This is a genomic window from Ruegeria atlantica (assembly GCF_013032505.1).
Classification (GTDB): Bacteria; Pseudomonadota; Alphaproteobacteria; order Rhodobacterales; family Rhodobacteraceae; genus Ruegeria; species Ruegeria atlantica_F.
The window spans coordinates 198,883-220,758 of the sequence record NZ_WQCG01000002.1; the positions used below are offsets into that span (position 1 = coordinate 198,883).

19 protein-coding genes and 1 riboswitch are annotated in these 21,876 nt (G+C 56.1%); of the genes, 5 read left to right on the forward strand and 14 right to left on the reverse strand.

The genetic code is table 11. The features are described 5' to 3' along the window. Positions 1-26: 26 nt before the first annotated feature. The 8 genes from GOW92_RS08100 to GOW92_RS08135 form a co-directional block, all read right to left on the reverse strand. Positions 27-1,889: an adenylate/guanylate cyclase domain-containing protein gene (locus tag GOW92_RS08100; RefSeq protein WP_170559677.1), complete on the reverse strand. Its 1,863-nt coding sequence runs from the start codon at positions 1,887-1,889 to the stop codon at positions 27-29. 66 nt (positions 1,890-1,955) lie between these two features. After that, positions 1,956-2,648 (reverse strand): thiamine ABC transporter ATP-binding protein, encoded by a 693-nt coding sequence (locus GOW92_RS08105; protein ID WP_170559679.1) that lies wholly within the window; start codon positions 2,646-2,648, stop codon positions 1,956-1,958. Further along, positions 2,635-4,182 carry a thiamine/thiamine pyrophosphate ABC transporter permease ThiP gene (locus GOW92_RS08110; RefSeq protein WP_170559681.1) on the reverse strand — a complete coding sequence of 516 codons (1,548 nt, stop codon included), beginning with the start codon at positions 4,180-4,182 and terminating at the stop codon, positions 2,635-2,637. Before GOW92_RS08110 ends, GOW92_RS08105 begins: the two co-directional genes overlap by 14 nt. Further along, complete coding sequence (thiB, locus tag GOW92_RS08115) at positions 4,158-5,138, reverse strand: thiamine ABC transporter substrate binding subunit (protein WP_170559684.1); 981 nt, start codon at positions 5,136-5,138, stop codon at positions 4,158-4,160. The genes GOW92_RS08110 and thiB overlap by 25 nt, the downstream gene beginning before the upstream one ends. Positions 5,139-5,171: 33 nt before the next feature. After that, a riboswitch (TPP riboswitch) is annotated at positions 5,172-5,277 on the reverse strand. A gap of 137 nt (positions 5,278-5,414) precedes the next feature. Next, a complete protein-coding gene (locus GOW92_RS08120) occupies positions 5,415-6,779 on the reverse strand; it encodes a sodium:proton antiporter (RefSeq protein ID WP_170559686.1) in 1,365 nt (454 codons plus the stop codon). 24 nt (positions 6,780-6,803) lie between these two features. Continuing rightward, positions 6,804-7,292 carry a CBS domain-containing protein gene (locus GOW92_RS08125; RefSeq protein WP_170559689.1) on the reverse strand — a complete coding sequence of 163 codons (489 nt, stop codon included), beginning with the start codon at positions 7,290-7,292 and terminating at the stop codon, positions 6,804-6,806. Positions 7,293-7,600: 308 nt separating this feature from the next. Then, complete coding sequence (locus GOW92_RS08130) at positions 7,601-8,365, reverse strand: enoyl-CoA hydratase-related protein (protein ID WP_170559691.1); 765 nt, start codon at positions 8,363-8,365, stop codon at positions 7,601-7,603. A gap of 159 nt (positions 8,366-8,524) precedes the next feature. Then, positions 8,525-9,415 (reverse strand): LysR substrate-binding domain-containing protein, encoded by an 891-nt coding sequence (locus GOW92_RS08135; RefSeq protein ID WP_170559693.1) that lies wholly within the window; start codon positions 9,413-9,415, stop codon positions 8,525-8,527. A gap of 99 nt (positions 9,416-9,514) precedes the next feature. On the opposite strand from GOW92_RS08135, the gene GOW92_RS08140 reads away from it, so the two are divergent. Together GOW92_RS08140 and GOW92_RS08145 are read left to right on the forward strand one after the other, a co-directional pair. Continuing rightward, positions 9,515-10,300: a HalD/BesD family halogenase gene (locus GOW92_RS08140; protein ID WP_170559696.1), complete on the forward strand. Its 786-nt coding sequence runs from the start codon at positions 9,515-9,517 to the stop codon at positions 10,298-10,300. After that, positions 10,297-11,547 carry a M24 family metallopeptidase gene (locus GOW92_RS08145; protein ID WP_368040264.1) on the forward strand — a complete coding sequence of 417 codons (1,251 nt, stop codon included), beginning with the start codon at positions 10,297-10,299 and terminating at the stop codon, positions 11,545-11,547. Before GOW92_RS08140 ends, GOW92_RS08145 begins: the two co-directional genes overlap by 4 nt. Positions 11,548-11,716: 169 nt before the next feature. On the opposite strand, the gene GOW92_RS08150 is transcribed toward GOW92_RS08145, so the two are convergent. Beyond that, positions 11,717-12,862, reverse strand: coding sequence for a zinc ABC transporter substrate-binding protein (locus GOW92_RS08150; RefSeq protein ID WP_170559698.1), 1,146 nt, complete (start codon positions 12,860-12,862; stop codon positions 11,717-11,719). A 56-nt stretch (positions 12,863-12,918) separates the two neighbouring features. Here GOW92_RS08150 and GOW92_RS08155 point away from each other — a divergent pair, with 56 nt between their 5' ends. Genes GOW92_RS08155 through GOW92_RS08165 form a run of 3 tightly spaced genes read left to right on the forward strand, consistent with a single transcriptional unit; the run spans position 12,919 to position 14,977 of the window. Beyond that, entirely contained in the window at positions 12,919-13,431 is a 513-nt protein-coding gene (locus GOW92_RS08155) for a Fur family transcriptional regulator (protein ID WP_170559700.1), read from the forward strand. A gap of 2 nt (positions 13,432-13,433) precedes the next feature. Next, complete coding sequence (locus tag GOW92_RS08160; protein WP_170559704.1) at positions 13,434-14,180, forward strand: metal ABC transporter ATP-binding protein; 747 nt, start codon at positions 13,434-13,436, stop codon at positions 14,178-14,180. After that, on the forward strand, positions 14,180-14,977 hold the full coding sequence (locus tag GOW92_RS08165; protein WP_170559707.1) for an iron chelate uptake ABC transporter family permease subunit: 798 nt from the start codon (positions 14,180-14,182) through the stop codon (positions 14,975-14,977). Before GOW92_RS08160 ends, GOW92_RS08165 begins: the two co-directional genes overlap by 1 nt. Positions 14,978-15,031: 54 nt before the next feature. Here the strand turns inward: GOW92_RS08165 and GOW92_RS08170 are convergent, their stop codons facing one another. From GOW92_RS08170 to GOW92_RS08190, 5 genes are all read right to left on the reverse strand, one after another. Next, a complete protein-coding gene (locus GOW92_RS08170) occupies positions 15,032-15,769 on the reverse strand; it encodes a maleate cis-trans isomerase family protein (RefSeq protein WP_170559709.1) in 738 nt (245 codons plus the stop codon). Continuing rightward, positions 15,766-16,833: a pyridoxal phosphate-dependent aminotransferase gene (locus tag GOW92_RS08175; protein ID WP_170559711.1), complete on the reverse strand. Its 1,068-nt coding sequence runs from the start codon at positions 16,831-16,833 to the stop codon at positions 15,766-15,768. The genes GOW92_RS08170 and GOW92_RS08175 overlap by 4 nt, the downstream gene beginning before the upstream one ends. After that, positions 16,830-18,482 carry a hydantoinase B/oxoprolinase family protein gene (locus GOW92_RS08180; protein WP_170559713.1) on the reverse strand — a complete coding sequence of 551 codons (1,653 nt, stop codon included), beginning with the start codon at positions 18,480-18,482 and terminating at the stop codon, positions 16,830-16,832. The genes GOW92_RS08175 and GOW92_RS08180 overlap by 4 nt, the downstream gene beginning before the upstream one ends. Next, positions 18,482-20,578 carry a hydantoinase/oxoprolinase family protein gene (locus GOW92_RS08185; RefSeq protein ID WP_170559715.1) on the reverse strand — a complete coding sequence of 699 codons (2,097 nt, stop codon included), beginning with the start codon at positions 20,576-20,578 and terminating at the stop codon, positions 18,482-18,484. Before GOW92_RS08185 ends, GOW92_RS08180 begins: the two co-directional genes overlap by 1 nt. A gap of 250 nt (positions 20,579-20,828) precedes the next feature. Beyond that, positions 20,829-21,800, reverse strand: coding sequence for a TetR/AcrR family transcriptional regulator (locus GOW92_RS08190; protein WP_170559717.1), 972 nt, complete (start codon positions 21,798-21,800; stop codon positions 20,829-20,831). Positions 21,801-21,876: the final 76 nt, after the last annotated feature.

Here is a 21,876-nt window from a genome sequence, read left to right on the forward strand (position 1 = left end):
TTTCTGGTGCTATAAACCACAGGGTTTTAGATTGGTTTGGCCTCGTCGGCATTGCCAATTTGATAGACATTCACCTTCTTCGACCGTCCTTTGACAGTGAATTCGCCGAAGTGGATCAGATGGAATGACGGGCTGATAAGGCGCGCCGTTGCGTCGCTGATTAATATCCGGGTTTGCTCATCGCTTGGCAGATCGCCAACCAGGGTTTCGATCCGGGCACAGGTGTTCACCGTATCGCCGATCACGGTGTAGTTCATCCTATCAACCGCACCGATGTTACCAACAATCAACGGCCCGGTATGAACCGCGATTTTGACGCGGTAGTCGACCTCAGCCTCAGTTAACGCTTGCTTGATTGCTATTGCCGCCCGACAGGCGCGTTCCGCATGATCCGTTTGATCCTGCGGTGCCCCCCAAAACGCCATCGCTGCGTCGCCGATGTATTTGTCGAGCGTCCCGCCCTCGGCCTCGATACAGCGGTTCAGGATTTCGAAATGACGGTTCAGCATTGCGGCCGTTGCTTGGGGGGTCATGGCTTCGGATGCAGGCGTAAATCCGACGATGTCGGCGAACATGACCGTCAGCTCGACTTCGCGGGGTTCGACAAGGTTGGTGTCCCCGGTCGTTAGCAACTGCCGCACAAGGGTCCGGGGTAGGTAGGTTTCAAACCAGCGCAACCCGTCGAGCATCTTGTTGAACGCGGATGCCTGTAGATTCAGTTCGGTAACGCGCGACGGTGGAAGATAGTCGATCTGATCCAGATTGAGTTCGCTGATCTTGGTGGCTTCTTCGGTTGATCTGCGGATTGGGGCCGCCAATCTTCTTGCCAGTAGCAGTGCTGCGATAACAGAAACCAACAGCAGGCCAATGCTGACAAAGGCGGTATCACTCAGCCGCGTCCATTGATTGCTCCAGTCGCTGAGTGGGGAATACTGTCCAATAATCCAAGGTTCCGATCCGAAATCGTCAACAGTGACGGTCAGGATCAAGTGATCGCCTTCGGCGATTTCGACAACATACCCATCAAAATTGCCGTCGATGCCATGGAATTCGGGGGATTGCATAAGCATTTGTGTGATGACCGCATCGTCCAGTGCGGCGATTGAATGCAGGGGCGTGTCAGAATTCAGATCGTTTGCCGACAGCTCCAGTAATTTGGGATGAGCCAGAACCCGGTTATTGCCATAGAGGATGAAACCTGTTGCGCCAAATTTGCTTCCAAGCTCGCCAACAATGCCTGAGAAATGATGAACTGTAGAGGACACTAGAATTGCGCCGAGGAATTTGCCGTCTTTAAAAGCGGGAACAGCAGCTGAGATATGTGTTCTGCCCTGATCGAAGAACGGCTCGTTCCAGAAAAATTCGCCATAATCTTTGACGTCCTGAAGATATCGAAGCGTGCCGGCTGCCGGTGGTTCAGTAGCTGAGACGAACGAAGGTCCGTCCGGACCAGCAATATGGGTTGTGATGAAAAGGCTGCCGTCAGGATAGACCACGGCAAGGTCTGTCAAATAGGGCGCCGACGCAGCTACACCTTTGAAATAGGCCTTTAGGAAATCGGTGTCGTTCAGATCGACTTCACCGATGCTTGCATCCTTTTGAAGAGCTTTCGTCAATTCCTCGATTGGAGTTGTCAGACTGAAGATATCGTCTTCGATTGATTCAACGATCATCGTGGCAGAGGTGTTCAGCAACTCGGATGTGTTCCGAATATTAGCGAATGTCGAAAGGAACAACACTGCGCCTGCCGAAATCGCCACAAGCCCACCGATGGTCAGCGCAAGCAGTGTAGAAATTTTGATTTTGAACTTTGACCGAGGGCTGTGACGCGGCACGGCATTGGGATCGACTTTGTCGGGACGTTCCAAATGTTCGACTTCATTGACCATCTTTGAACGATATTTAGCTTGGCGACCTGATTCAACGCCTCGTTGGCGTACCGCGTCGGATCGCCACTAGCCCAGATAGGCGCGTAGGCTAGGCGGTGGGTTTTCAAGAAGTTCTTCTGTCTGAGTGGGCGCAAACACCGTCTCGTCCGCGACAAGTACCGTTTGGTTGGCTATACGGCGTGCATCTTGAGGATCGTGGCTAACCATCAGCAGGGTCGTTTTGGTTTCGGCCACCAGATCCGCTACCAAATCCAGCATCTCGGCTTTCAAGGCCGGGCCAAGGGCGGCAAAAGGTTCGTCCAAAATCAGTAGTTCGCGCCGTTGCACCAGCACGCGGGCAAGCGCGACCCGGCTTTGCTGCCCTCCTGATAGCTCTGAGGGTTTGCGCTCGCCCATACCATGCAGTGCAACCCGGTCGAGAGCAGACCTAACCTGTGTTTGCTCTTCTTTCGTTAGACGGCCATTCGGGCGCAGACCCAAGGCAACGTTTTCATCTGCCGTCAGATGCGGGAACAGGTTTCCGTCCTGAAACAGCATCGCCATCGGGCGCTTGCCGGGATGTAGGTTGGAAATCTGTCGACCGTTCCAGAAGATTTGGCCCTGTTTCAGATCTCGAAATCCGGCGATGGTTTCCAGCAAAGTGGATTTGCCCGCCCCGGACGGACCTATAATGGCAACGCGGGTGCCAACCTTGATCTGAATATCGGCACTTAGTGTGAAATTCCCGTTTTCAATCACACAGCAATCAAGCTTCAGCATGCCAGCGCCCTCCTCGGTCCAAAAGCCAGAATGCGCCCATAGACAGCAACAAAAGCAGTAATGCCCCACCTGCAGCGGCCTGCATTTGATAGGCACCCATAAGGCGGTAGATTTGCAAAGGCAGGGTCGCGATCTGCGGATCGGCAAAAAGTGCAATGACACCCAGATCCCCCATCGACAGCGCCGCCCCGAGGCCTGCAGCGAAACCGATCTGCGGACGCATGCGCGGCAGTAAAACGCGAGTGAAAAACGTCCACTTTCCCATATCCAATGAAAGCGCTAAGCGCCCGTGTCTCGCGGTTATGTCTTGGGCTGCGGGTACCAGAATTCGCAATGCAAAGGGCAGGGCCATTGCGGCATTCACCAGCGCAGTGACAGGCAATGCCAGTGTGGTCGGATTTGCAATGGGTCGGATTAGAATGAACAGGCCCGTACCGATGACCAGTGGAGATGCCGCCAAACCCAAAATACCGCTGAGTTCCACAAATCCATACCGGCCGCTGGCCGCAGCGGTGGCCATTGGCAAGGCTAGCAAAAGCAGGACTGCGGTGCTTGCCGCGGCAACCAGGACCGAGATCAGCGCGGCCCGAAACACGATCGCAGGCATATCAAAAAAACCAGCAATTCCTGAAATCACCACTGACGCCAACGGCAGCATCAGAAAGACCGCCGCTGCGAGTATCCAGAAGGTATCTATGGCAGGCAAGCCTCCGTCCCAACGGCGCAAGGCGCGATCTAGTCCGGTTCCAAATCCATCCCCGCGTGAGAACTTTAGTGCCACCAAAGCGGTCGCAGCTGTCAGGGCAAGTTGTAGTGCGGATAACAGGGCTGCACGGCCAAGGTCGAAGTCGTAAGTGAAGGCCTGATAGATCGCCAACTCGATCGTCGTGGCCCGTGGTCCTCCGCCCAAGGTCAAGGCAACTGCGAAACTGGTTAGGCAAATGGCGAAGATCACGGCCAGAACACCCGGTAGGGTCCGTTTAAGCATTGGCATTTCGATCAGCCGAAACATGGCCATTCCGTTGCAGCCCAGCTGCGCGGCCAGACGAAATCGTTCGGCGGGAATTTCTTGCCAGGCTTGCAGCACAAGTCGCGTGGCCAAAGGCAGATTGAAGAACACATGGGCCAACACGACGCCATGCAAGCCGTAGATCCGTATGGGGGGCAGGCCGAAAACGCCCATAATGTCCGAGATCCATCCGGACCGCCCAAAGACCTGTAAAAGACCAAGGATTGCGACAATCACCGGAAGGATGAAGGGTGCGCCCAGAAGTGCAATCAAAGCCCGGCGCCCGCGGAACCGCCTGCGGGCCAAAGCCCGCGCAACCGGTATGGCCAACGCCACGCTGAAAAATGCGGACATCGTGGCCTGGGTTAGCGTGAAGCGCAGTGCAGCCCAGTCGGCAGATGTGAAGCCGCCGCTGGTCTCAGCGCGAGCTGCAACCGCTGCCAGGGTGCCCAGGATCAGCGCAGCGACCAGGGCCGCCGCGCCAATGCCTGGCCATTGGCTTACTGGCTGAGCGCGTTCTGCCATTCTGCAAGTGCCTGATCCCGCACAGCGGCGGCTTCATCGGGAGAAAACAGCAGAGACTTCGCCGGCACTGTCAGGGTGTCGAACCCTTTAGGCAAACCTTCTGCCGGGGTTACGGCCGGGTACATCCAGTTGGTTGTCGGAATAATTTGCTGGAACGCATCCGAGACCATGAACTGCAAAAACTGATCCGCCAATTCGGCCTGATCTGTTGCGGCCAGCTTTGCCGCAACCTCAACTTGCAGATAGTTGCCCTCGTCAAAAGCAGACGCGGCCTTGCTGCCATCGTCCTCGGCAATCAGGTGATAAGCCGGAGATGTCGTGTAGCTGAGAACCATGTCCGACTCGCCCTCAAGGAACAGGCCGTACGCTTCGGACCAGCCTTTTGTGACCGTCACGATATTGTCGGAAAGACCAGCCCAGATTTCGGGTGCATCATCACCATACGCCGCTTTTACCCACATCAACAGACCCAGACCGGGAGTGGACGAACGAGGATCCTGGATGATGATCTTGGTATCGCTATCCGCCAGCTCCCGGAAGTTCGCAGGCGCTGTCGCATCCGCTTTGTGAACAAACGCGAAGTAGCCCCAGTCATACGGAGTGAATGTGTCATCGGTCCATTCGATCGGCAGAGCGAAGTCGGCGGAGACAGAGTTGGGCGCAAACAGGCCGGTTTCCCGGGCCGCTGTAATCAGGTTGGTATCCAGCCCAAGCACGACGTCGGCGTCAGAGTTTTCACCCTCAAGCCGGATACGCGACAAAAGTGCGGCACCATCTTCGACGCCTACGAGGTTTAGCTCGCAGTCGCAGGTTGCCTCAAAGGCTTCTTTGACCTGCGGGCCGGGGCCCCAATCGGATACAAAGCTGTCATAGGTGTAAACGGTTAGCTGAGGCTTGTCGGCGGCGATGGCCGAAGTTGCACTCAGAAGTCCCGCAGCAATTAGCAGATGTTTCATGTCATCCTCCATTGCGGCGAGAGGGTAAGGATGGATGAAACCGAAACCCTTCCCTCCGCCGGTTCTAGCCGGTTCAGGTTCTACGGGTTCGCTTGATAAGCATCTCAGCGCGGCAGGCCGTGCTCCCCGAGGTGAGGCCGTCACTAGGGGGGATTGACCAAAAAGACAACCAAAATTGGTGTCTCAACGCCGTGTGATTTCCATTTGTCGGGGTAGGCCTGTCGGAACCAGACGCCCTTTGAACCAGCAACACGTTTGGCTCAAAGGGCTAAAGGGTCAGAAGTAGCGCAGCCAGATGTATACGTTTGCGATCATCAGGGTCAGGATCATGATCGGGAACGCGATCTTCGCAAAGGCGATAAAGCCGATAGGCTGCTTGGCCTTTTCTGCAAAAGCGGCCACCGTCAGGTTGGCGCTTGCCCCTAACAGTGTGCCGTTGCCGCCCAGACAGGCCCCAAGCGCCAGCGACCACCACAAAGGTTCAATCGCGTCCTTGCCGCCAAACGTGTCTGCGGTGGACTCGATCAGTGGGATCATCGTTGCGACGAAGGGAATGTTGTCGAGGATTGCGGACAAAATGCCGGAGGCCCAAAAGATGAAGAACGCGGTCCACATCATGTCGCCCTGGGTCAACTCCAGCACTTTCTCACCGAAGAATGCCAGCAGACCGACATGTTCAACACCAGCAACAATGACGAATAGTCCGCCGAAGAAAAAGATCGTGACCCATTCGACTTCGCCAAAGATGTGGTGAACCGACTCGGATTGCTCTTCACCGCTTTGATGACCGTAGGCCAGCAACATCAATAGACCCGCTCCGGCCAGCGCCGACGTACCTGGTTGAATGCCGTAGCTATGCCCCAGCGTGAAGCCCAGCAAAACCAGCGCCAAAACAGCCAGAGATTTGATCATCAGGACCACATCGGTGACCGCCTCGGATTCGTTGAACCCCATGATCCGTTCACTTGCCGATTTCGGAATGCTGGCCAGTTCCTTACGGTTCATCAGGTAGATAATACCGGTCAGGACAACCAGACATATGGCCGAGATAGGGGCCAGGTTCACGACGAATTCGTTGAAGCTCAGGCCCGCTGCAGAGCCAATAATGATATTGGGCGGGTCACCGATAAGTGTGGCGGTGCCGCCGACGTTCGAAGCCAGAATCTCTGCGATGAAGAACGGAAAGACCCGAGTTTCCAGTGCTTCGGTGATCAGCAGTGTAATCGGCGCGATCAACAAAACTGTTGTCACGTTATCCAGCAGTGCCGAGAATACAGCCGTGATAAGCGTAAGCATGATCAGGATGCCTGTGGGATTGGCTTTCACCGCTTTTGCAGCCTTAATCGCCACATATTGGAACAGTCCGCATTTGCTGGTGATCCCCACGATCACCATCATACCGATAAGCAGAGCCAGAGTGTTGGCATCCACACCTGCTACGGCCTGTTCCTGATTGATGATGCCAAAAAGAACCATCAGCGACGCGCCCAGCATCGCCAAAATGGCGCGGTTGACCTTTTCGGTGATCAGAACCGCATACACCAAAATCAGAATTCCGGTCGCGATCCAAAGCGGATCAATGCCCAATAGTTGTGGAACAGAGAGAGCGGCCTCTCCGTGTGACGTCGAATGCGTAGCCAAGGTATTTGTCCGGTTCGTATTAGGTTAGTCGAGTGCGCGATCCAAAAGCGAGTTGGCGCTTACGGTGCCAACGAAACGGTTGGTTTCCGGTTCAACAAGGATCACGTGCCGTTTGTATTTGTAGATCAGGAAGATGCCTTCCATCACCGGTGTGTCGGGTGCAGCAACAGGGATGTTTGACGGCCTCGACATGTTGTCGCGAACTTTTTCGGACTTCAGCCGTTCCAGCTGTTGTTCGAAATCATCCCGCGTCAGGTTCATAAAACTCAGAGATTCAATCGGCACGCGCGACGCATCATCGTTCAAGCCAATTGTCGCTGCTTTCGGCAGGATCAGTTTCAGCAAAGTCGGAGCGGTAAAGACACCGACATAAGTTCCATCTTCGGCGACGACAGGCAGGAACCGTGCCCGGCTGTCTCTGATGATGTTAAAGGCCGTGGCGATGCTTTCATCCGGCAGAATGGTCTTTTGTACCTCTGGCGGTACCATCACGTCATAGCAGGTTAGGCCCATGCTTTTCCTCTGACTTCAAGCGGCTTTCGGGTGAAGCGCCATCCTAAAGCCACAGAATACGCCCTGCGCGACTTACGAAAGCCGATTGGGGCGAATCAAAATTTGTTGATGCGCACTGATTTCATTGCCGGGCGGGATTGACCAGCCCAGTAATGAAATTAAGTCGCTAGGGCTTAGTCATTTGCTGGCCGGGCCATTGACGCGAGTTTGGTTTCAGTTTGCGTTTTGTTGGCAGGCCCGCGCGCCCTTGCAAGTAACTCGCGCTGCTTGTGAGTTATGGTCAGCCATTGTCGATCAAAGAAAGCCGACTAGCCGTAGTTAGGTGCTCGTTTTTGTAGTTTGGCAGCAACGCTTTCGGCGAAATCTGCAGACTGCAGCTGCGCAGCAAAAATCTTGATTTCTGCGGCCATGTGTCCGGCAACTTCGTTACGCTGGTTGCGGATCAGCGCCTTGGACTGCCTGAGTGCAACTGGGGATGAAGCCGCAATAGCATATGCGATCGCCTGCACTTTGCCCATCAACTCGCTGTCGGGAAAGACACGCGCGACCAAACCATGGTTCAAGGCTTCGGCTGCGGTAAGGACCCGTCCGGCCAACAAGACGTCGTTCGCGACGGCCATGCCCAGCGATGCTGGCAGCAACATCGAGGATCCGGCCTCAGGCACCAGACCAAGTTGGACAAATGGCGCGCTGAAGGTGGCGCTTTGCGAGGAGTAGACCAAATCGCAGTGCAGTAGCATGGTTAAACCAACACCAATTGCAGGCCCGTTAACGGCGGCGATCAGGGGTTTCGGACAATCCCGGATTGCGTTCAGGAACCGTACGATCGGATTTTCCTGGTCGCCCACGGGTAGGCCGCCTGTCATGAAGTCCTGCAGGTCATTCCCGGCTGTGAACATGTCCCCGGTACCAGTGATAACCAGCGCCCGGGCTTCATCGGTTTGACCGTATTTTTCGATGGTCTCTGCCATCTTGGAATACATGGCGAAAGTGATCGCATTTTTCTTTTCTTCGCGGGAAATCGTCACTGTGGTGACGCGATCCTGAGTGCTGACGATGATGTTTTCGCTCATGGAGTTATTCCTTGGGAGTTCAGCGAGGTCTGTGCCGCGTCGCGTGTTGGTTTCCTGCGTTTGGCCAAGTTCGTATGCGGGCAAACGGTTGTCGTCAACAAATCTGGGTGGTTACCTCACGTCGCTGCAGGATGGTGCGGTGTGATCCTCGCCTAAAGCTCAGTTGGTGGTTCCACTCTGGAGTGCGGCCACGACCATTTGAACACTTGGATGAGAGCTCAGTCTCTTTGGGTGCGCTATCCGGTAGTCCTGCTGCAGTGGGATTGGCGTCAATTTCATCCTGACAACGGTGCCCGATTTCAAATCCATCGCCGCCATTTCCTGCGGAACCAGAGCCACGCCCAAACTGCCGCGCGCAAAGCGTAACGCGGTGCTGCTGTGTCCTACAAGTTGCCCGGCCGAGCGGTCAATGATCCGCCGCCCGTCCAAGGCGGTGTTCCAGTCCGGGGAGGAGGCGAAACCCGGTCCCCAGTCTGTGTGAATAAAGTTCTGATCTGGTACATCATCAAGCTTGTGGTCGAACTGGACGGCATATTGCGGGGCGGCCACCGCGATCATGACGTCGGAAAACAAAGGGACCACCTGAAAATCCCCATAAAGATCATGACCATAAAATACCCGCATGTCGATCTGGTCGGACTGAAAGTCCACGGGATCATCCTCGACGCGAATGTGTAGCGGGGTTTCAAGTTTGTTTAGGTCCAGTGTGGATAGCTTTGAGGCCAGCCATGTTTCGGCAACAGATGGGGGCGCGCTTAGGATCAGGCGCTTTCGGCGACTTGTTGTTCGCTGCATCCGGTCGGACAAATCCCACAGGCGCGTCATGGCGGCTGCAAGTTCAGGATAGGCCGTTTGCCCGGAATCCGTCAGCCAGATCCGGTTACCTTGCCGGATGAACAGCGTTTCCTCCCAAAACTCCTCCAGCAGTTTTACTTGCTGGCTAATGGCTGCCGAACTGACGTTCAATTCACGCGCGGCCTTGGTAAATGACCCGGTCCGGGCTGCGGCCTCAAACGCACGTAGCGCATTCAACGGGGCAATTCGCTTCATGTTCAACCTTTAGAAATTCTTACGTATCATAAAAAGAATACCTATTGATAAAACTCTGTTTCAAGTCCTACTCAGGATAGGAGACAGGGAGGGTCGAAGATGCGCGAGATCATCAATCTGGACTTATATCCGCTGGACCAGCCGGGCAGCGCGGCTTGGCAAGACCTGATTGAACGGTGCAAGTCCGAGCTTTCACAGAACGGATTGTTCAACTTGCCTGGTTTTGTTCGGGACAACGCACTGCAATCTGCGGTTTCTGATCTGCGGCCGGTTTTCGACGAAAACGCGTTTGTCCATGAGCGGCGGCACAACATCTATTTCAAGACGTCAATCGAGGGTCTCAGTAATGACCATCCGGCCCTGACCCAGTTTGAAACTTCCAACCGGACGATTTGTGCCGATCAGCTGGGGCAGGCCGTAGTGATACGTCTTTATGAGTGGCCGCCATTTTCGCAATTTTTGGCAGCAGTCATGGGAAAGCCCAAGCTTTTTGTCATGGACGACCCGCTGGCCCGTGTGAACGTCATGGCATACTCAGCTGGGCAGGCCCTGAATTGGCATTTCGACAGGTCGGAATTCACCACAACACTACTGCTGCAGGCCCCGCTTGCGGGGGGTGAGTTTGAGTACGAAAAGGACCTGCGCGCAGATGACAACCCGAACTACAATGGGGTGGCGGATTTGCTGGAAGGCCGGCGCAAACCAACACAGATGAAGCTCCAGCCTGGGATGTTGAACATCTTCAAGGGCAAAAACACGGCGCACCGTGTCACGCCTGTGCAAGGCAACCGCGACCGCATCATCGCTGTGTTTTCATACTATGAACGGCCAAATGTCCAATTCACCGACGAAGAACGCATTGGATTTTATGGGCGCGCGTCGTGATCCGGGATGGCGCATTCAAGGACGAGCGTAAGCTGACCTACCTGAACAGCGAAGGCGCGGAGAAACCGCTGAAAAGCCCGGTGCCCGCTGTGGTTCTGGATAAGGCACGGGACTATCGGCTGCAGCGTCTTCGCCAGCAAATGGACAAGGTGAATTGTGCGGCGTTGCTGCTGTATGATCCCTGCAATATCCGCTATGCGTTCGACTGTTCCAACATGCAGGTTTGGACGTTGCATAACCCCATGCGTTATGCGCTGATCCTGAACAATGGCCCGTCTATTATGTTCGAGTTCAAGGGTTGCCTTCACCAAAGCGAAGGGTTGCCCGGGATCGATGAATTGAGGATCGCCAAAACCTGGATGTTCATGGCTTCAGGTGACAAGACGGACAGGGCAACAGACCTTTGGGCAGATGAGATTGCGGACCTCGTCCGGCAGTATGGTGGGGATAATCTTAGGATTGCTTGCGACACGCTCGAAAGCAGCGGTGTCGAGGCTTTGAAAGCACGCGGTCTCAATCCTATAGCAGGCTCGCCCCTTACAGAGATCGCGCGATCGATCAAATCAGATGATGAAATTGAGTTGATGCGCTGGACGATCCGCGTGTGCGAGGCGGGCATGGCGCGGATCTACGAACATTCCACGCCCGGCAAGACTGAGCGCGAACTCTGGGCGCATCTGCATTTCGAAAACGCGCGATCGGGTGGTGATTGGCTTGAAACAAAGTTGCTGACATGTGGTCCAAGGACGAACCCTTGGTACCAAGAATGTTCGGATCGGCCCTGCCAGCTGGGCGAGATGATTTCATTCGACACCGACATGATCGGCCCGTACGGCTACTGCGCCGACCTTTCGCGGTCATGGACATGCGGTTACACGCCCATGTCTTCCGCACAGCGTCGCCTGTACGACACCGCACTGCAGCAGATTCACCACAACCTTGAACTGGTGGGCCCGGGTGTCAGCTTTGCCGAATTCAACAACAAAAGCTGGCGGATACCTGATCCTTACATTCCGTATCGGTATTCGTTGGCGGTTCACGGTGTCGGTATGGCCGACGAATGGCCGGTGGTTCCCTTGCATGTGGATTGGGGGGGTGGAGCAATGTCGGGGCGTTTTGAACCCGGCATGGTCGTGTGTGTCGAAAGCTTGATTGCCGAGCAGGGATCAGAAAGCATTAAACTGGAAACGCAGGTTCTTGTCACCGAAACAGGCAGCGAACGGCTGGATAGTTTTCCATTCGAATAGATTTCTCCTGTTTCGCTTAAAAGCTGTACAGAAGCCATATGTATTGGGCATTCGTGTACGCGCACCGGGGACAACAAGACGCGCCAACACAAGTGTACTAGATACCTTGTTGCCCCCGGTGATAACCAGCCCGTTCCGGAATTTAAACAAAACGGGCTGAGAGATCAGATCACAGGCAGTCAGCCAGTGTTTTCGCGATGTTCCGGATCATTTGCGGGTAGAGCGCCGCTCCGGGCTCAAGGTCAGAACCAAGCGGGTCAATCACTGCCGTTTTCGCCTCAGTCCCATCCATGACGGTGGCGACGAGGCCTTGGTTGAACTGAGGCTCTGACAGAACGCAATTTATCCCTTCTTCACGAATGCGTCCCTGGACCTCGGCAATCCGCGCTGGGCTGGGGTCTGAAGCATCCCCGATGGAAATCGCACCTGACGCCGGGAAATCAAAGGCGTTCTCAAAGTACTGATAGGCATCGTGAAAAACGATAAAGTTGCCACCGCGAACGGGTTCCAGAGCTTGGTTGATCTCTGCTGAGAGTGCTGCCATCTCTTCACGTGCCGCAGCTGCATTTGCGAAATAGGCGCCTGCATTGTCTGGGTCCGCCGCGGAAAGCTGCGCAGCAATCACGTTCAGCCAGTTGTTGGCATTTTCCGGCGAAAGCCAGGCATGCGGATCGTGATCGCCATGCGCGTGGTCATGATGGTCATCGTGGCCAGCATGCTCGTCGCCGTGGTCATCATGATCTTCACCTTCGGCATGTTCGTCGCCGTGGTCATGGTCATCATGATCCTTGTCTTCGGCATGCTCATCGCCGTGGTCGTGATCGTCATGATCTTTTTCGTCAGCGTGATCCTCGTGATCGTGGTCGTCATGATCTTCGCCTTCGGCATGCTCGTCGCCGTGGTCATCATGATCATCACCTTCAGCGTGCTCATCATCGCCGTGATCGTGCGCCTCAAACAGAGCACCTTCGCGGAAGTCCAGCAGGACGGTCCCGTCAGCTTCCAGCAGTGTTGTGACCGTTGCACCGTCGGCCAGCGTTTCGACTGCGCCTTCCATCCAAGGTGTCAGGTCTTCGCCAATCCAGAAGACCAGATCTGCGTTCTGAAGCGCGTCGGCCTCGGAAGGACGGAGGTTGTATTCATGCGGGGATGCGCCGGGTTGCACGATCAGGTTTGGTGTACCTACACCCTCCATTACGCGCGCCACCAGCGAATGCACCGGTGCAATATCAACTGCAACACTCGGGGCGTCGGCCATCGCTGTGCCCCCCATCAACGCAGCCGTGATCGAAACAGGAAGAAGCTTTCTGGACATCAAACCCTCTATGTGATTTTATAACGTTGCCGGCGGCATACATGATATGGAATAACATGACAAGTGAGACGAGACCTGCACCTGCTGATGACTCCGCCCTCGTCGGATTTCAAAAGCATGACCACTCCCATTGCGTCGAAAGCAGCCTTGCTGTTGCCGAAACTCGGTGCAAAGAAGAAGGTCTGCGCCTGACGCCCGTTCGGCGCAAGGTTCTGGAAATGCTGCTGCAGGAACATCGGGCCCTTGGCGCTTATTCGATACTAGATCGATTGCGCGACGAAGGCTTCGGGTCGCAGCCACCTGTAGCCTACCGCGCCCTCGATTTTTTGGTCGACAACGGGTTTGTCCACAAAATCGAACGTTTGAACGCGTTTGTCGCATGCGCCCACCCCGGGGCGACACATTCCCCGGCCTTCATGATCTGCAGGAAATGTGATGCCGTCGCCGAAACTCATTCCGCACCTGCAAAAGGAGAGCTGGGCGCGGCGGCACGGGCGGTGGGTTTCGAGATTGAACGGACCGTTGTAGAAGCCGAAGGTGTTTGCCCCGACTGCACCGAAAAGGCGTAGAAATGAACCTGATTACCGTAGAAGACCTTAGCGTAAGCTATGGGGCCAATACTGTGTTGAAGCATGTCAACATGGGTGTCGAGCCTGGCGAAATCGTGACAATTGTCGGTCCCAACGGTTCGGGTAAGACAAGTCTTCTGCGCGCCATAATCGGTGCGACCAAACCGTCTGCAGGACAGGTAAAACGAAAGCCGGGGTTGAAAATTGGGTATGTCCCACAGAAGCTTCATATCGACCCGACCCTACCGATCACCGTTGAACGGTTCATGCGGTTGACCCATCGTGCGTCCAAGAAGGATTGCAAGACGGCGTTGGATACAGCGGGCGTACCTGATCTTCTCAAGCGCCAGATGTCGCAGCTTTCGGGTGGTCAGTTCCAGCGCGTGATGCTGGCGCGGGCATTGATCAACCGACCAGAAATCCTGCTGTTGGATGAGGCTACGCAAGGGTTGGACCAGCCCGGATCGGCTGCGTTTTACCGCCAGATCGAAGATGTGCGCCGCGAAACAGGGTGCGCAATCATCATGATAAGCCATGAACTACACGTGGTTATGAGTGCCTCCGACCGAGTGATCTGCCTCAACGGCCATGTCTGTTGCGAGGGATCTCCGGCGGTGGTGGCCTCGGCCCCGGAATACCGCGCGTTGTTCGGAACCGGAACGGGGGGTGCGCTGGCTCTTTACCGCCATGACCATGATCACAACCACGATCATCATCATGGAAAAGACTCACAGGAAGCCGCAGAATAATGCTTGATGATTTCATGACCCGGGCCACACTGGCCGGAGTGGGCGTGGCCTTTGCTGCAGCGCCGCTGGGGTGTTTCGTAGTATGGCGACGTATGGCCTATTTCGGCGATGCCACAGCGCACGCCGCCATCCTTGGCATCGCCCTGTCGCTAACCTTTCAGATATCGGTTTTTACAGGAGCGTTGGCTGTTGCACTGCTGATGGCACTGACGGTGACATTGTTGGCAGGTCGCGGGTACGCAATGGATACCTTGCTGGGGGTCATGGCGCATTCCGCTTTGGCATTTGGTCTTGTCGCGGTCTCATTCCTTTCTGGTGTCCGGATCGATTTGATGGCCTATTTGTTTGGCGATATCCTGGCCGTGTCACGCTCGGATCTGGCCGTTATCTGGGGTGGAGCCGCACTGGTCGTCGTTTTGATCGCCTGGCGCTGGTCCCAGCTGTTGACAGCGACGTTGAATGAAGAACTGGCCTATGCCAGTGGGTTCGACCCCAAGCGTGAACAATTGATCCTGACGATTGCACTGGCAATCACGGTGGCAGTTGCAATCAAGGTTGTGGGCGTTCTGTTGATCGCGGCGATGCTAATAATACCGGCCGCTGCAGCGCGCAGTCTGGCACGGTCGCCTGAAACCATGGCTCTGATTGCTGCAGCAATCGGGGCGACGTCCGCCGTAGCAGGGTTGCGGGCGGCCTATGTTTTTGACACGCCCGCAGGACCTTCCATCGTCTGTGTCGCCGCCATTTTGTTTGCCTTTTTCAGCTTGATTGGGTGGCAGCGTCATTCAAGGTCCTGAACATTATTCAAACATTGCTATCCTGCTGGTGTGACGCAAACCGCCATCTGCGGGTCACAGGGCGTCGAACAGACGCCCGGGCAATGCTTCGTGTTGCGGCAGGTTCAATGCCTTCATCAGGCAGAAGACCATCGCTTGATTTGAGGTGATGACGGGTTTGTCCAGCGCGGCCTCAATTTGTTCGATCGCTTCGACTGAGCGCATGTCTGTGCAGCTTAGCACGATGGCTTGCGCATCCGGGTGATCGGCCTGGCAGGCCAGTTCAAAAACCTCGTCCGGGGTTAATTCACCTTGCCCATAATTGCCAAGTTCGCGGCCCACGTCTGCACAATTGACGGTCGAAATTCCGTTGCGGGCCATGAAATCCATCGCCTGTAAATTGATTTCGCCCAAATAGGGTGACGAAAAGCCAACCTTTGTCGCGCCGACGGCTTTGATCCCTGCGATCAGCGCACCCGCGGCGGTCAGAGAAATCGCGCCAGATCCTGCCTTAATCTGTTGTGCCAGTTCTGCGTCAAAGGATGGCCCATGCGTCAGCGTCGCCGAGGTGCAGCCATACAACACAACATCCGGTCGCACGCCCGAGATCATTCGCAAGTCGTGACTGATATCCGATGCGCCCAACCCCGCCATCTGGTCCGAGCCGGGGATTTCATCCACGTCATACCCGCCCATGCGTTGAAAATGGATTGTGGTATTAGGCGGTCTCAGTAATTCCAAATCCGGTTCTAGATTTGTGTTTGTGAAGGGCACCAGAACACCGATTTTTGCGGCAGTTCGTGTTTCGGTCATGCGAGCGCTCCTTTTAAGGCTAAAAGGCATCGATCCATGACCGCTTCCTCGCATATTGTGGCGCGCAGGCAGTCGCTTAGACCGTAACCTCCCATGCCGCGCATCAGAAGATTGTCGGCCCGCAGCGCTAAATCTGCCCGTTGTGCCTCTTGGGTCGAGGCAAAACGCAATAGCACAAAGTTCGTGTGGCTTTGGGGAACGGTCAGGCCCAACGCGCGACATTCTTCGGCATATCGGTCTCGTATTTCACCCGTTCGGGCAACCACATCCTGCATATGCGCCTGATCGCGGATCGCAGCCGCCGCCGCTGCCTGCGAAGCAATGGAAATATTGTTCGGGTTGAGCAATTTGCGCAGCTCCGTCGCAATCTCTGAGGGGAAATACCCCCACCCTGCGCGCGCAGCCGCCAGACCATAAGCTTTGGAAAAGGTGCGTAAGACCACTGTGTCCCCCCGATCGGTCAGCGAGAAGACTTCTGCCGGGTCATGTATCTGATCGGCAAATTCAGCATAGGCCTGATCAACGACTAGTAGAACATCAGCGGGCAAGCCGTCTCGCAAGCGTAAGATTTCGGAGTTGGGGATCAGAGTGCCGGTCGGGTTGCCGGGGTTGCAAACAAACACGATCCGCGTTTCGGGGGTCACCGCGACAATGATATCGTCTACGGATACTGTCAGGTCCACCTCGCGCGCCCTGACGTAGTCGGCCTGAACCTGAGCAGACGCTGAGGCGACAAAAGCATACCCATAATCTGTGCCGAGAACCCTGTCGCCGCGCCCGGAAAAAGCGCGGATCAAACAGCCAATAAGCTCCATCGAGCCCGCACCGCAAAGCACTCGTGTCGGATCGACGTTATGCACTTCGGCGATTGCAGCGCGTAGGTCCGACCATTCCGGATCGGGGTACAGTTGCAGATCGCTCATTGCGTCGCGGCCCGCTTTGATGGCAGCGGGGCTTGTGGGAAAAGCGCTTTCATTCTGGGCCAGCGAGATGGTGTCTTCATCTCCAAGGTCGGCCAAAGCATAGGCCGCCATCGACCCAATGTGCGGAACCGGACGGATCATGATGTACCTCTGTAAGAGTTTGCGCCTTCTGCGCTGATCAGCCCTCGATGCAGATCAAGGGAAATTGCCTGCGGATCCCGTTGAACCGGGTCGCCAAAACCACCGCCGCCAGGAGTTTCAAAGATCAGATAGTCGCCGGCTTCGACGCGCAGTTCCCCTTTGCCTGGGATGTCGTTATCACCATCGCGGAAACGGATACGCCCTGGTGCGCCGGGGCGCCCGCCCATGCGACCAAGGGCGGGGAACTTGAGGCGCTCGACCGACAAGAATACGATGAATGGCGCCCCATTGGCTGATGTCATCTCAATTCGCTGGCCCAGACCACCGCGATACTTGCCTGCGCCCCCGGAGTCCGGGCGCAACTCGCGCTTCCAGATAGTGACGGGGGCCACGCTTTCCGTGATTTCGACTTGTGATCCGAACACGCCTGAAGGGTATGCGGTTGCGGACAGGCCGTCCGCGTGTGGCCGCGCGCCGGTGCCGCCATTATGCACAGGCTCGACCGCGAATTCCTGACCGCCGTCGCGGGCCACTTCGGGGGCGTGCCGCATCGGCAGATCAAACATGCAGGACGCACCCTCGGCGGGCACTTGATCTGGTAGGGCCTGATGTAGGCAACCCAGCACCAGATCTGGTGTGACCTGCCCAAGCGTGTGCCGCATCGCGACTGGTACAGGGCGCTGAGCGTTCAGGATGCACCCTATTGGACCGTCCACAGTAAATGGCTCCAATGATCCGGCGTTATTCGGGATATCGGACCCCACGATACAGCGCAGGGCGAATACGGTATAGGCAGTGGCATAGTTCAATGGAACATTGATGCCCTTACGCGAACAGCCCGAGGTTCCGGTAAAGTCCACGTGCATACCCTGCGCGCTGACCGTCAAGGTAGCGTGCAGCTCCAACTCGCTTTCATAGCCGTCCATCTTCAAGAGGTTTTCATAAACACCTGCCGGAACTTCAGCGATCGCCTCAAGCGTTCCGCGACGCGAGGTGTCGATAATATAGCTGCCCAGTTGATCCAGATCGCCAACCCCGAACTCATCCATCATTGAGAGCAGACGAACACCGCCCGCTTCACAGCAGGCGATCAGCGCGTATATGTCGCCTTCATTTGCGATGGGCTCGCGGCTGTTGGCGCGGACAATGTCCAGCAGCAGGGCGTTCGGCACTCCTTGATCGACCAGCTTGCAAGGCGGGATCAGCAGGCCCTCATCATAGATATCAGACCCTTCAGGTCCCATGCCAAGACCGCCAAGATCCACAAGATGCGATGTGCACGAGGTAAAGCCAACGACCCGCCCGTTTTTGAAAACGGGCATCATCAGCAGAAAGTCGTTCAAATGCCCCGAGGCCAACCATGGGTCATTGGTCATGTAGATATCGCCGGGCTTCATGTCCTGAACCGGGAAATGGTCGCGCAGGTGCATCACGGCCGCGGCCATCGTGTTGATGTGTCCCGGTGTTCCAGTGACCGCCTGTGCGAGCATCCGACCTTCGGCGTCAAAGATTCCGGCTGAGATATCACCGCATTCCCGCACAATGGGTGAGAACGCGGCGCGGATCAGTGTCTGGCCCTGTTCTTCGACCACCGCAAGCAGTCGGTTCCACATGACTTGCAGGTGGGCAGGGGAAAGATCGGCAGCCATCATGCGCCTCCTTTCTTGTCTTGGATAAGGATGAGGTTACCCATTGCGTCCACATGCGCGGAGAAATCAGCTGAGACCAAAGTGGTGGTCTGCGTTTCCGTAATCAGCGCTGGTCCGTAGATCCGGTCGCCAGGATTCAGGATGTCGCGTGACACAAAACCAGCTTGTTTGATCTGACCATCCACGTCGCAGATGATCGGGCGGGTTTGGGCAGGAGTGATCGTTGTCAAAGTAGGTGTTTCCGGCAACATTGGAATTTCCGCGTCAGGTGTCGCGGCCCGGACGGCCCAATTCAGGATCTCGATTTGCATCCCCGGTACTGGGCGCGAGAATTGCTTGCGATACTCCGCCTCGAACGCAGCGGTGAGAGGTTCCACATCGTTCAAGTTTAAGTCTCGGTCGGGCAGGGCGATTTCGATCTCGTGCCCCTGACCGTTATAGCGCATGAAGGCTGTGCGTTGTACTCTGGTGGGCGCACCACCTGCGCCTTGGGCAACTACGCCGCTTGCCTCATCGATCATGTCGGAGAGCAGGGTATTGACGCCGTTTAGATCCAACGTTTCAAGCAGAGAATAGCGAGATCTGACGATCTCAAAACTGACCGGAGCAAACAGAAATCCGACTGCCGAGCCGACGCCCGGATTGGGCGGAATCACGATGCGGCTAACCCCGGCTGAACGCGCCACTCGGCTTGCGTGCAGGGGCCCGTTGCCACCAAACGCGATCATCGTACGCGATCCAAGGTCCTTGCCCGATTCCACGGCATGCATCCGGCCAGCGCTGGCCATGCTTTCATCGACGATACGACTGACACCGTCGGCGGCCCCTGCGGCGTCTGTCTCCAGTCGCGCCCCGATGACCCGGCTCAGCGCGGCTTTCGGTGCTTCTGAATCGATTTTGATAAACCCTTCGGCAAATGTGTCGGGTACGATATAGCCCAAGGTTATGTCGCTGTCGGTCACGGTTGGTTCGGTACCCCCACGGCCAAAGGCAACGGGACCGGGTTCTGATCCGGCCGATTTTGGGCCCACAGTCAAACGCCCCAGCCGGTCGACCCCGGCGATGGAACCGCCACCCGCCCCGATCTCAATCATTTCGACAACAGGGATGCGCACAGGCATGCCCGATCCCTTGATGAACCGCGCCGCGCGCGCGATTTCAAACTGACGCGAAGTTTGCGGCTTTGCCTTGTCAATCAGGCAAAGCTTCGCGGTCGTCCCGCCCATGTCGAAAGACAACACCCCGTCAATCCCGGATCGCGCTGCGATGCGTGCGGCCAAAATTGCCCCGCCTGCCGGGCCGCTTTCGACCAGGCGGATCGGAAAGCGCGAGGCCGTCTGAACGGTGCACATTCCGCCACTGGCCGTCATCATCAGGATCGGACATTTCACGCCTTCTGCCTGAAACCGAGTGGCAAACCGCGCCAGGTAACTTTCCATCAACGGTTGGATGTAGGCATTGGCGACCGTAGTGCAAAGCCGGTCAAACTCGCGCGCCTCTGGGCTTACATCAGAGGAAATTGAAACTGTCAGGCTGGGGCGTTTTTCCGCCAGAATGTCGCGCAACCTGCGTTCGTGCGATGGGTTGGCATAGGCATGCAACAAACAGATTGCGACAGCATCCGCCCCGCTGGCATCCAATTCAATCAGCAGCGCATCAATTGCGCTGGTGTCCAACGGGATCAGTACATCCCCTCCGGCATCCATCCGTTCGCGAATGGTCAACGCCCGTTCGCGTGGCACCAGCAGGTCTGGCTTTTCAAGGTTGATGTTATATTGCGCATACCGCCGCTCATACGCGATTTCCAGAATATCGCGAAAACCTTCGGTCGTGACGGTCGCCACAACAGAGCCGCGACGTTCGATCAACGCGTTGGTCGCCAGTGTCGTGCCGTGGATGAAGCCAGTCACCTCATTCAGCGACCGGCGCGATTGTGCCATGACACGTTTTGCGCCCTCCATCGCGCCATCGGCTGGATTTTGATGCGTCGTGAGCGTCTTGGTCGAGGCTAATATGGCCTCTTCGCCCGAGACGAGTACTGTATCGGTAAAGGTGCCGCCGATATCTATGGCCAGGCGCAGGGATTGAGATGTCATGAAGCTGTCCGAAGTGTCCGTTATCTGGGCAGAAAGCAATGGGCGCTGAACGCCTGCGATCATCCACTGACGACGAGGTCACAACCGGTTGCACGGCGATCCAGAGGGTTTGGACTACTGAGCGGTGTCATATACGCAGTTTGACACGGCCGCTAAGTGCCGCAAGTTGGTTTGCGACCAAATAGCCCAGAAGCGACAGGAACTTGCGCTTGGAACTCAGGGGGGTTGCATATAGGCCAACTAGGGTGACTCAGGACTTCTTCGCCGAGCCTGCTTCTGCCAAAACCCCATCCATGATGAGCGCCTTCAGACTGGTCCTGATCTCGCTTTCCGGGAACTTTCCGATGCTCCAATGCCGGAGTGACCAGACGTTGCACAGGAAATACAGATAGTTGGCCATCAACTCTGTGTTCATGGGGCGGAACACTTTCTGCTCGACCCCTTTGTCCAGAATACCTTTCCAGCGCCCCATGAAATCACGTTCCATATCGAAAACGCGCGCACGGTTCTCAGCGGACATCGACCGGGTTTCCGAATAGACCAGATTGATATAGCGGCGGTTTTTCCCGATGTAGTCGATGTACCGATCTATCGCTTTTTCAAGGTTCTGATCCGCGGGTCCTGTAAACAGCTTCCCGGTATCGAAAAAGTCGATGATGTCCTGCATGCACATCGTCGTGATCAGGTGCAGTATGTCGTCCTTGTCCTTGATATATTTGTACATCAGCGGAACCGACAGGCCGGATTCTTTGGCGATCTCGCGCATGGAAGCATTGCCGAATCCGTGTTTGGCAATCACTTTGCACGCGCCCTCAAATATCTGCCGTCTCCGCTCCTCGGCGGTGTCCGACAGAGCGCGGGGCGGCTTTTCGGGCAGAGCGGGTTTTGGCGTCTCTGCCAGTTGCGCATCGACAGAGAACGTGCACGTCACTTCCATCAGCGTGGTGGCCTCGCCAGGATTGTGCCCGGCTTGAACGATCGAGACACGGTACGAACTCAGCGACGAATCCTCTGGCGACATGCGCATGGCCTGAGCTTCGACCTGCCCCTGTCCAGGGGTTGCCAGATTCGTCGCGGAAGTATTGACCAGTGTCGGGCGCAGTGTTTCCCCAAGGCGTTTGAGTTCTTCGCGTGCGGCTTCAATCGCTAACGCGACACAAACGCCATCCAGCTGCGATTTCTTAATAAATTCATCAACTTGCGCGGCGGAATACAAAAACACCCGGTCTGCCTCCTTGGGTCCTTACCTGAAGGCAACATGTTGAAATCCCTATGTGTTGTCCAGTTGGAAATCGTCG

What these genes read in the sequence shown, in the direction of transcription:
- GOW92_RS08100 (WP_170559677.1), bottom strand. Translation starts at nt 1,889, where the DNA reads ATGGTCAATGAAGTCGAACATTTGGAACGTCCCGACAAAGTCGATCCC.
- GOW92_RS08105 (WP_170559679.1), bottom strand. Translation starts at nt 2,648, where the DNA reads ATGCTGAAGCTTGATTGCTGTGTGATTGAAAACGGGAATTTCACACTA.
- GOW92_RS08110 (WP_170559681.1), bottom strand. Translation starts at nt 4,182, where the DNA reads ATGGCAGAACGCGCTCAGCCAGTAAGCCAATGGCCAGGCATTGGCGCG.
- thiB (WP_170559684.1), bottom strand. Translation starts at nt 5,138, where the DNA reads ATGAAACATCTGCTAATTGCTGCGGGACTTCTGAGTGCAACTTCGGCC.
- GOW92_RS08125 (WP_170559689.1), bottom strand. Translation starts at nt 7,292, where the DNA reads ATGGGCCTAACCTGCTATGACGTGATGGTACCGCCAGAGGTACAAAAG.
- GOW92_RS08130 (WP_170559691.1), bottom strand. Translation starts at nt 8,365, where the DNA reads ATGAGCGAAAACATCATCGTCAGCACTCAGGATCGCGTCACCACAGTG.
- GOW92_RS08135 (WP_170559693.1), bottom strand. Translation starts at nt 9,415, where the DNA reads ATGAAGCGAATTGCCCCGTTGAATGCGCTACGTGCGTTTGAGGCCGCA.
- GOW92_RS08140 (WP_170559696.1), top strand. Translation starts at nt 9,515, where the DNA reads ATGCGCGAGATCATCAATCTGGACTTATATCCGCTGGACCAGCCGGGC.
- GOW92_RS08150 (WP_170559698.1), bottom strand. Translation starts at nt 12,862, where the DNA reads ATGTCCAGAAAGCTTCTTCCTGTTTCGATCACGGCTGCGTTGATGGGG.
- GOW92_RS08155 (WP_170559700.1), top strand. Translation starts at nt 12,919, where the DNA reads ATGACAAGTGAGACGAGACCTGCACCTGCTGATGACTCCGCCCTCGTC.
- GOW92_RS08160 (WP_170559704.1), top strand. Translation starts at nt 13,434, where the DNA reads ATGAACCTGATTACCGTAGAAGACCTTAGCGTAAGCTATGGGGCCAAT.
- GOW92_RS08165 (WP_170559707.1), top strand. Translation starts at nt 14,180, where the DNA reads ATGCTTGATGATTTCATGACCCGGGCCACACTGGCCGGAGTGGGCGTG.
- GOW92_RS08170 (WP_170559709.1), bottom strand. Translation starts at nt 15,769, where the DNA reads ATGACCGAAACACGAACTGCCGCAAAAATCGGTGTTCTGGTGCCCTTC.
- GOW92_RS08175 (WP_170559711.1), bottom strand. Translation starts at nt 16,833, where the DNA reads ATGATCCGTCCGGTTCCGCACATTGGGTCGATGGCGGCCTATGCTTTG.
- GOW92_RS08180 (WP_170559713.1), bottom strand. Translation starts at nt 18,482, where the DNA reads ATGGCTGCCGATCTTTCCCCTGCCCACCTGCAAGTCATGTGGAACCGA.
- GOW92_RS08185 (WP_170559715.1), bottom strand. Translation starts at nt 20,578, where the DNA reads ATGACATCTCAATCCCTGCGCCTGGCCATAGATATCGGCGGCACCTTT.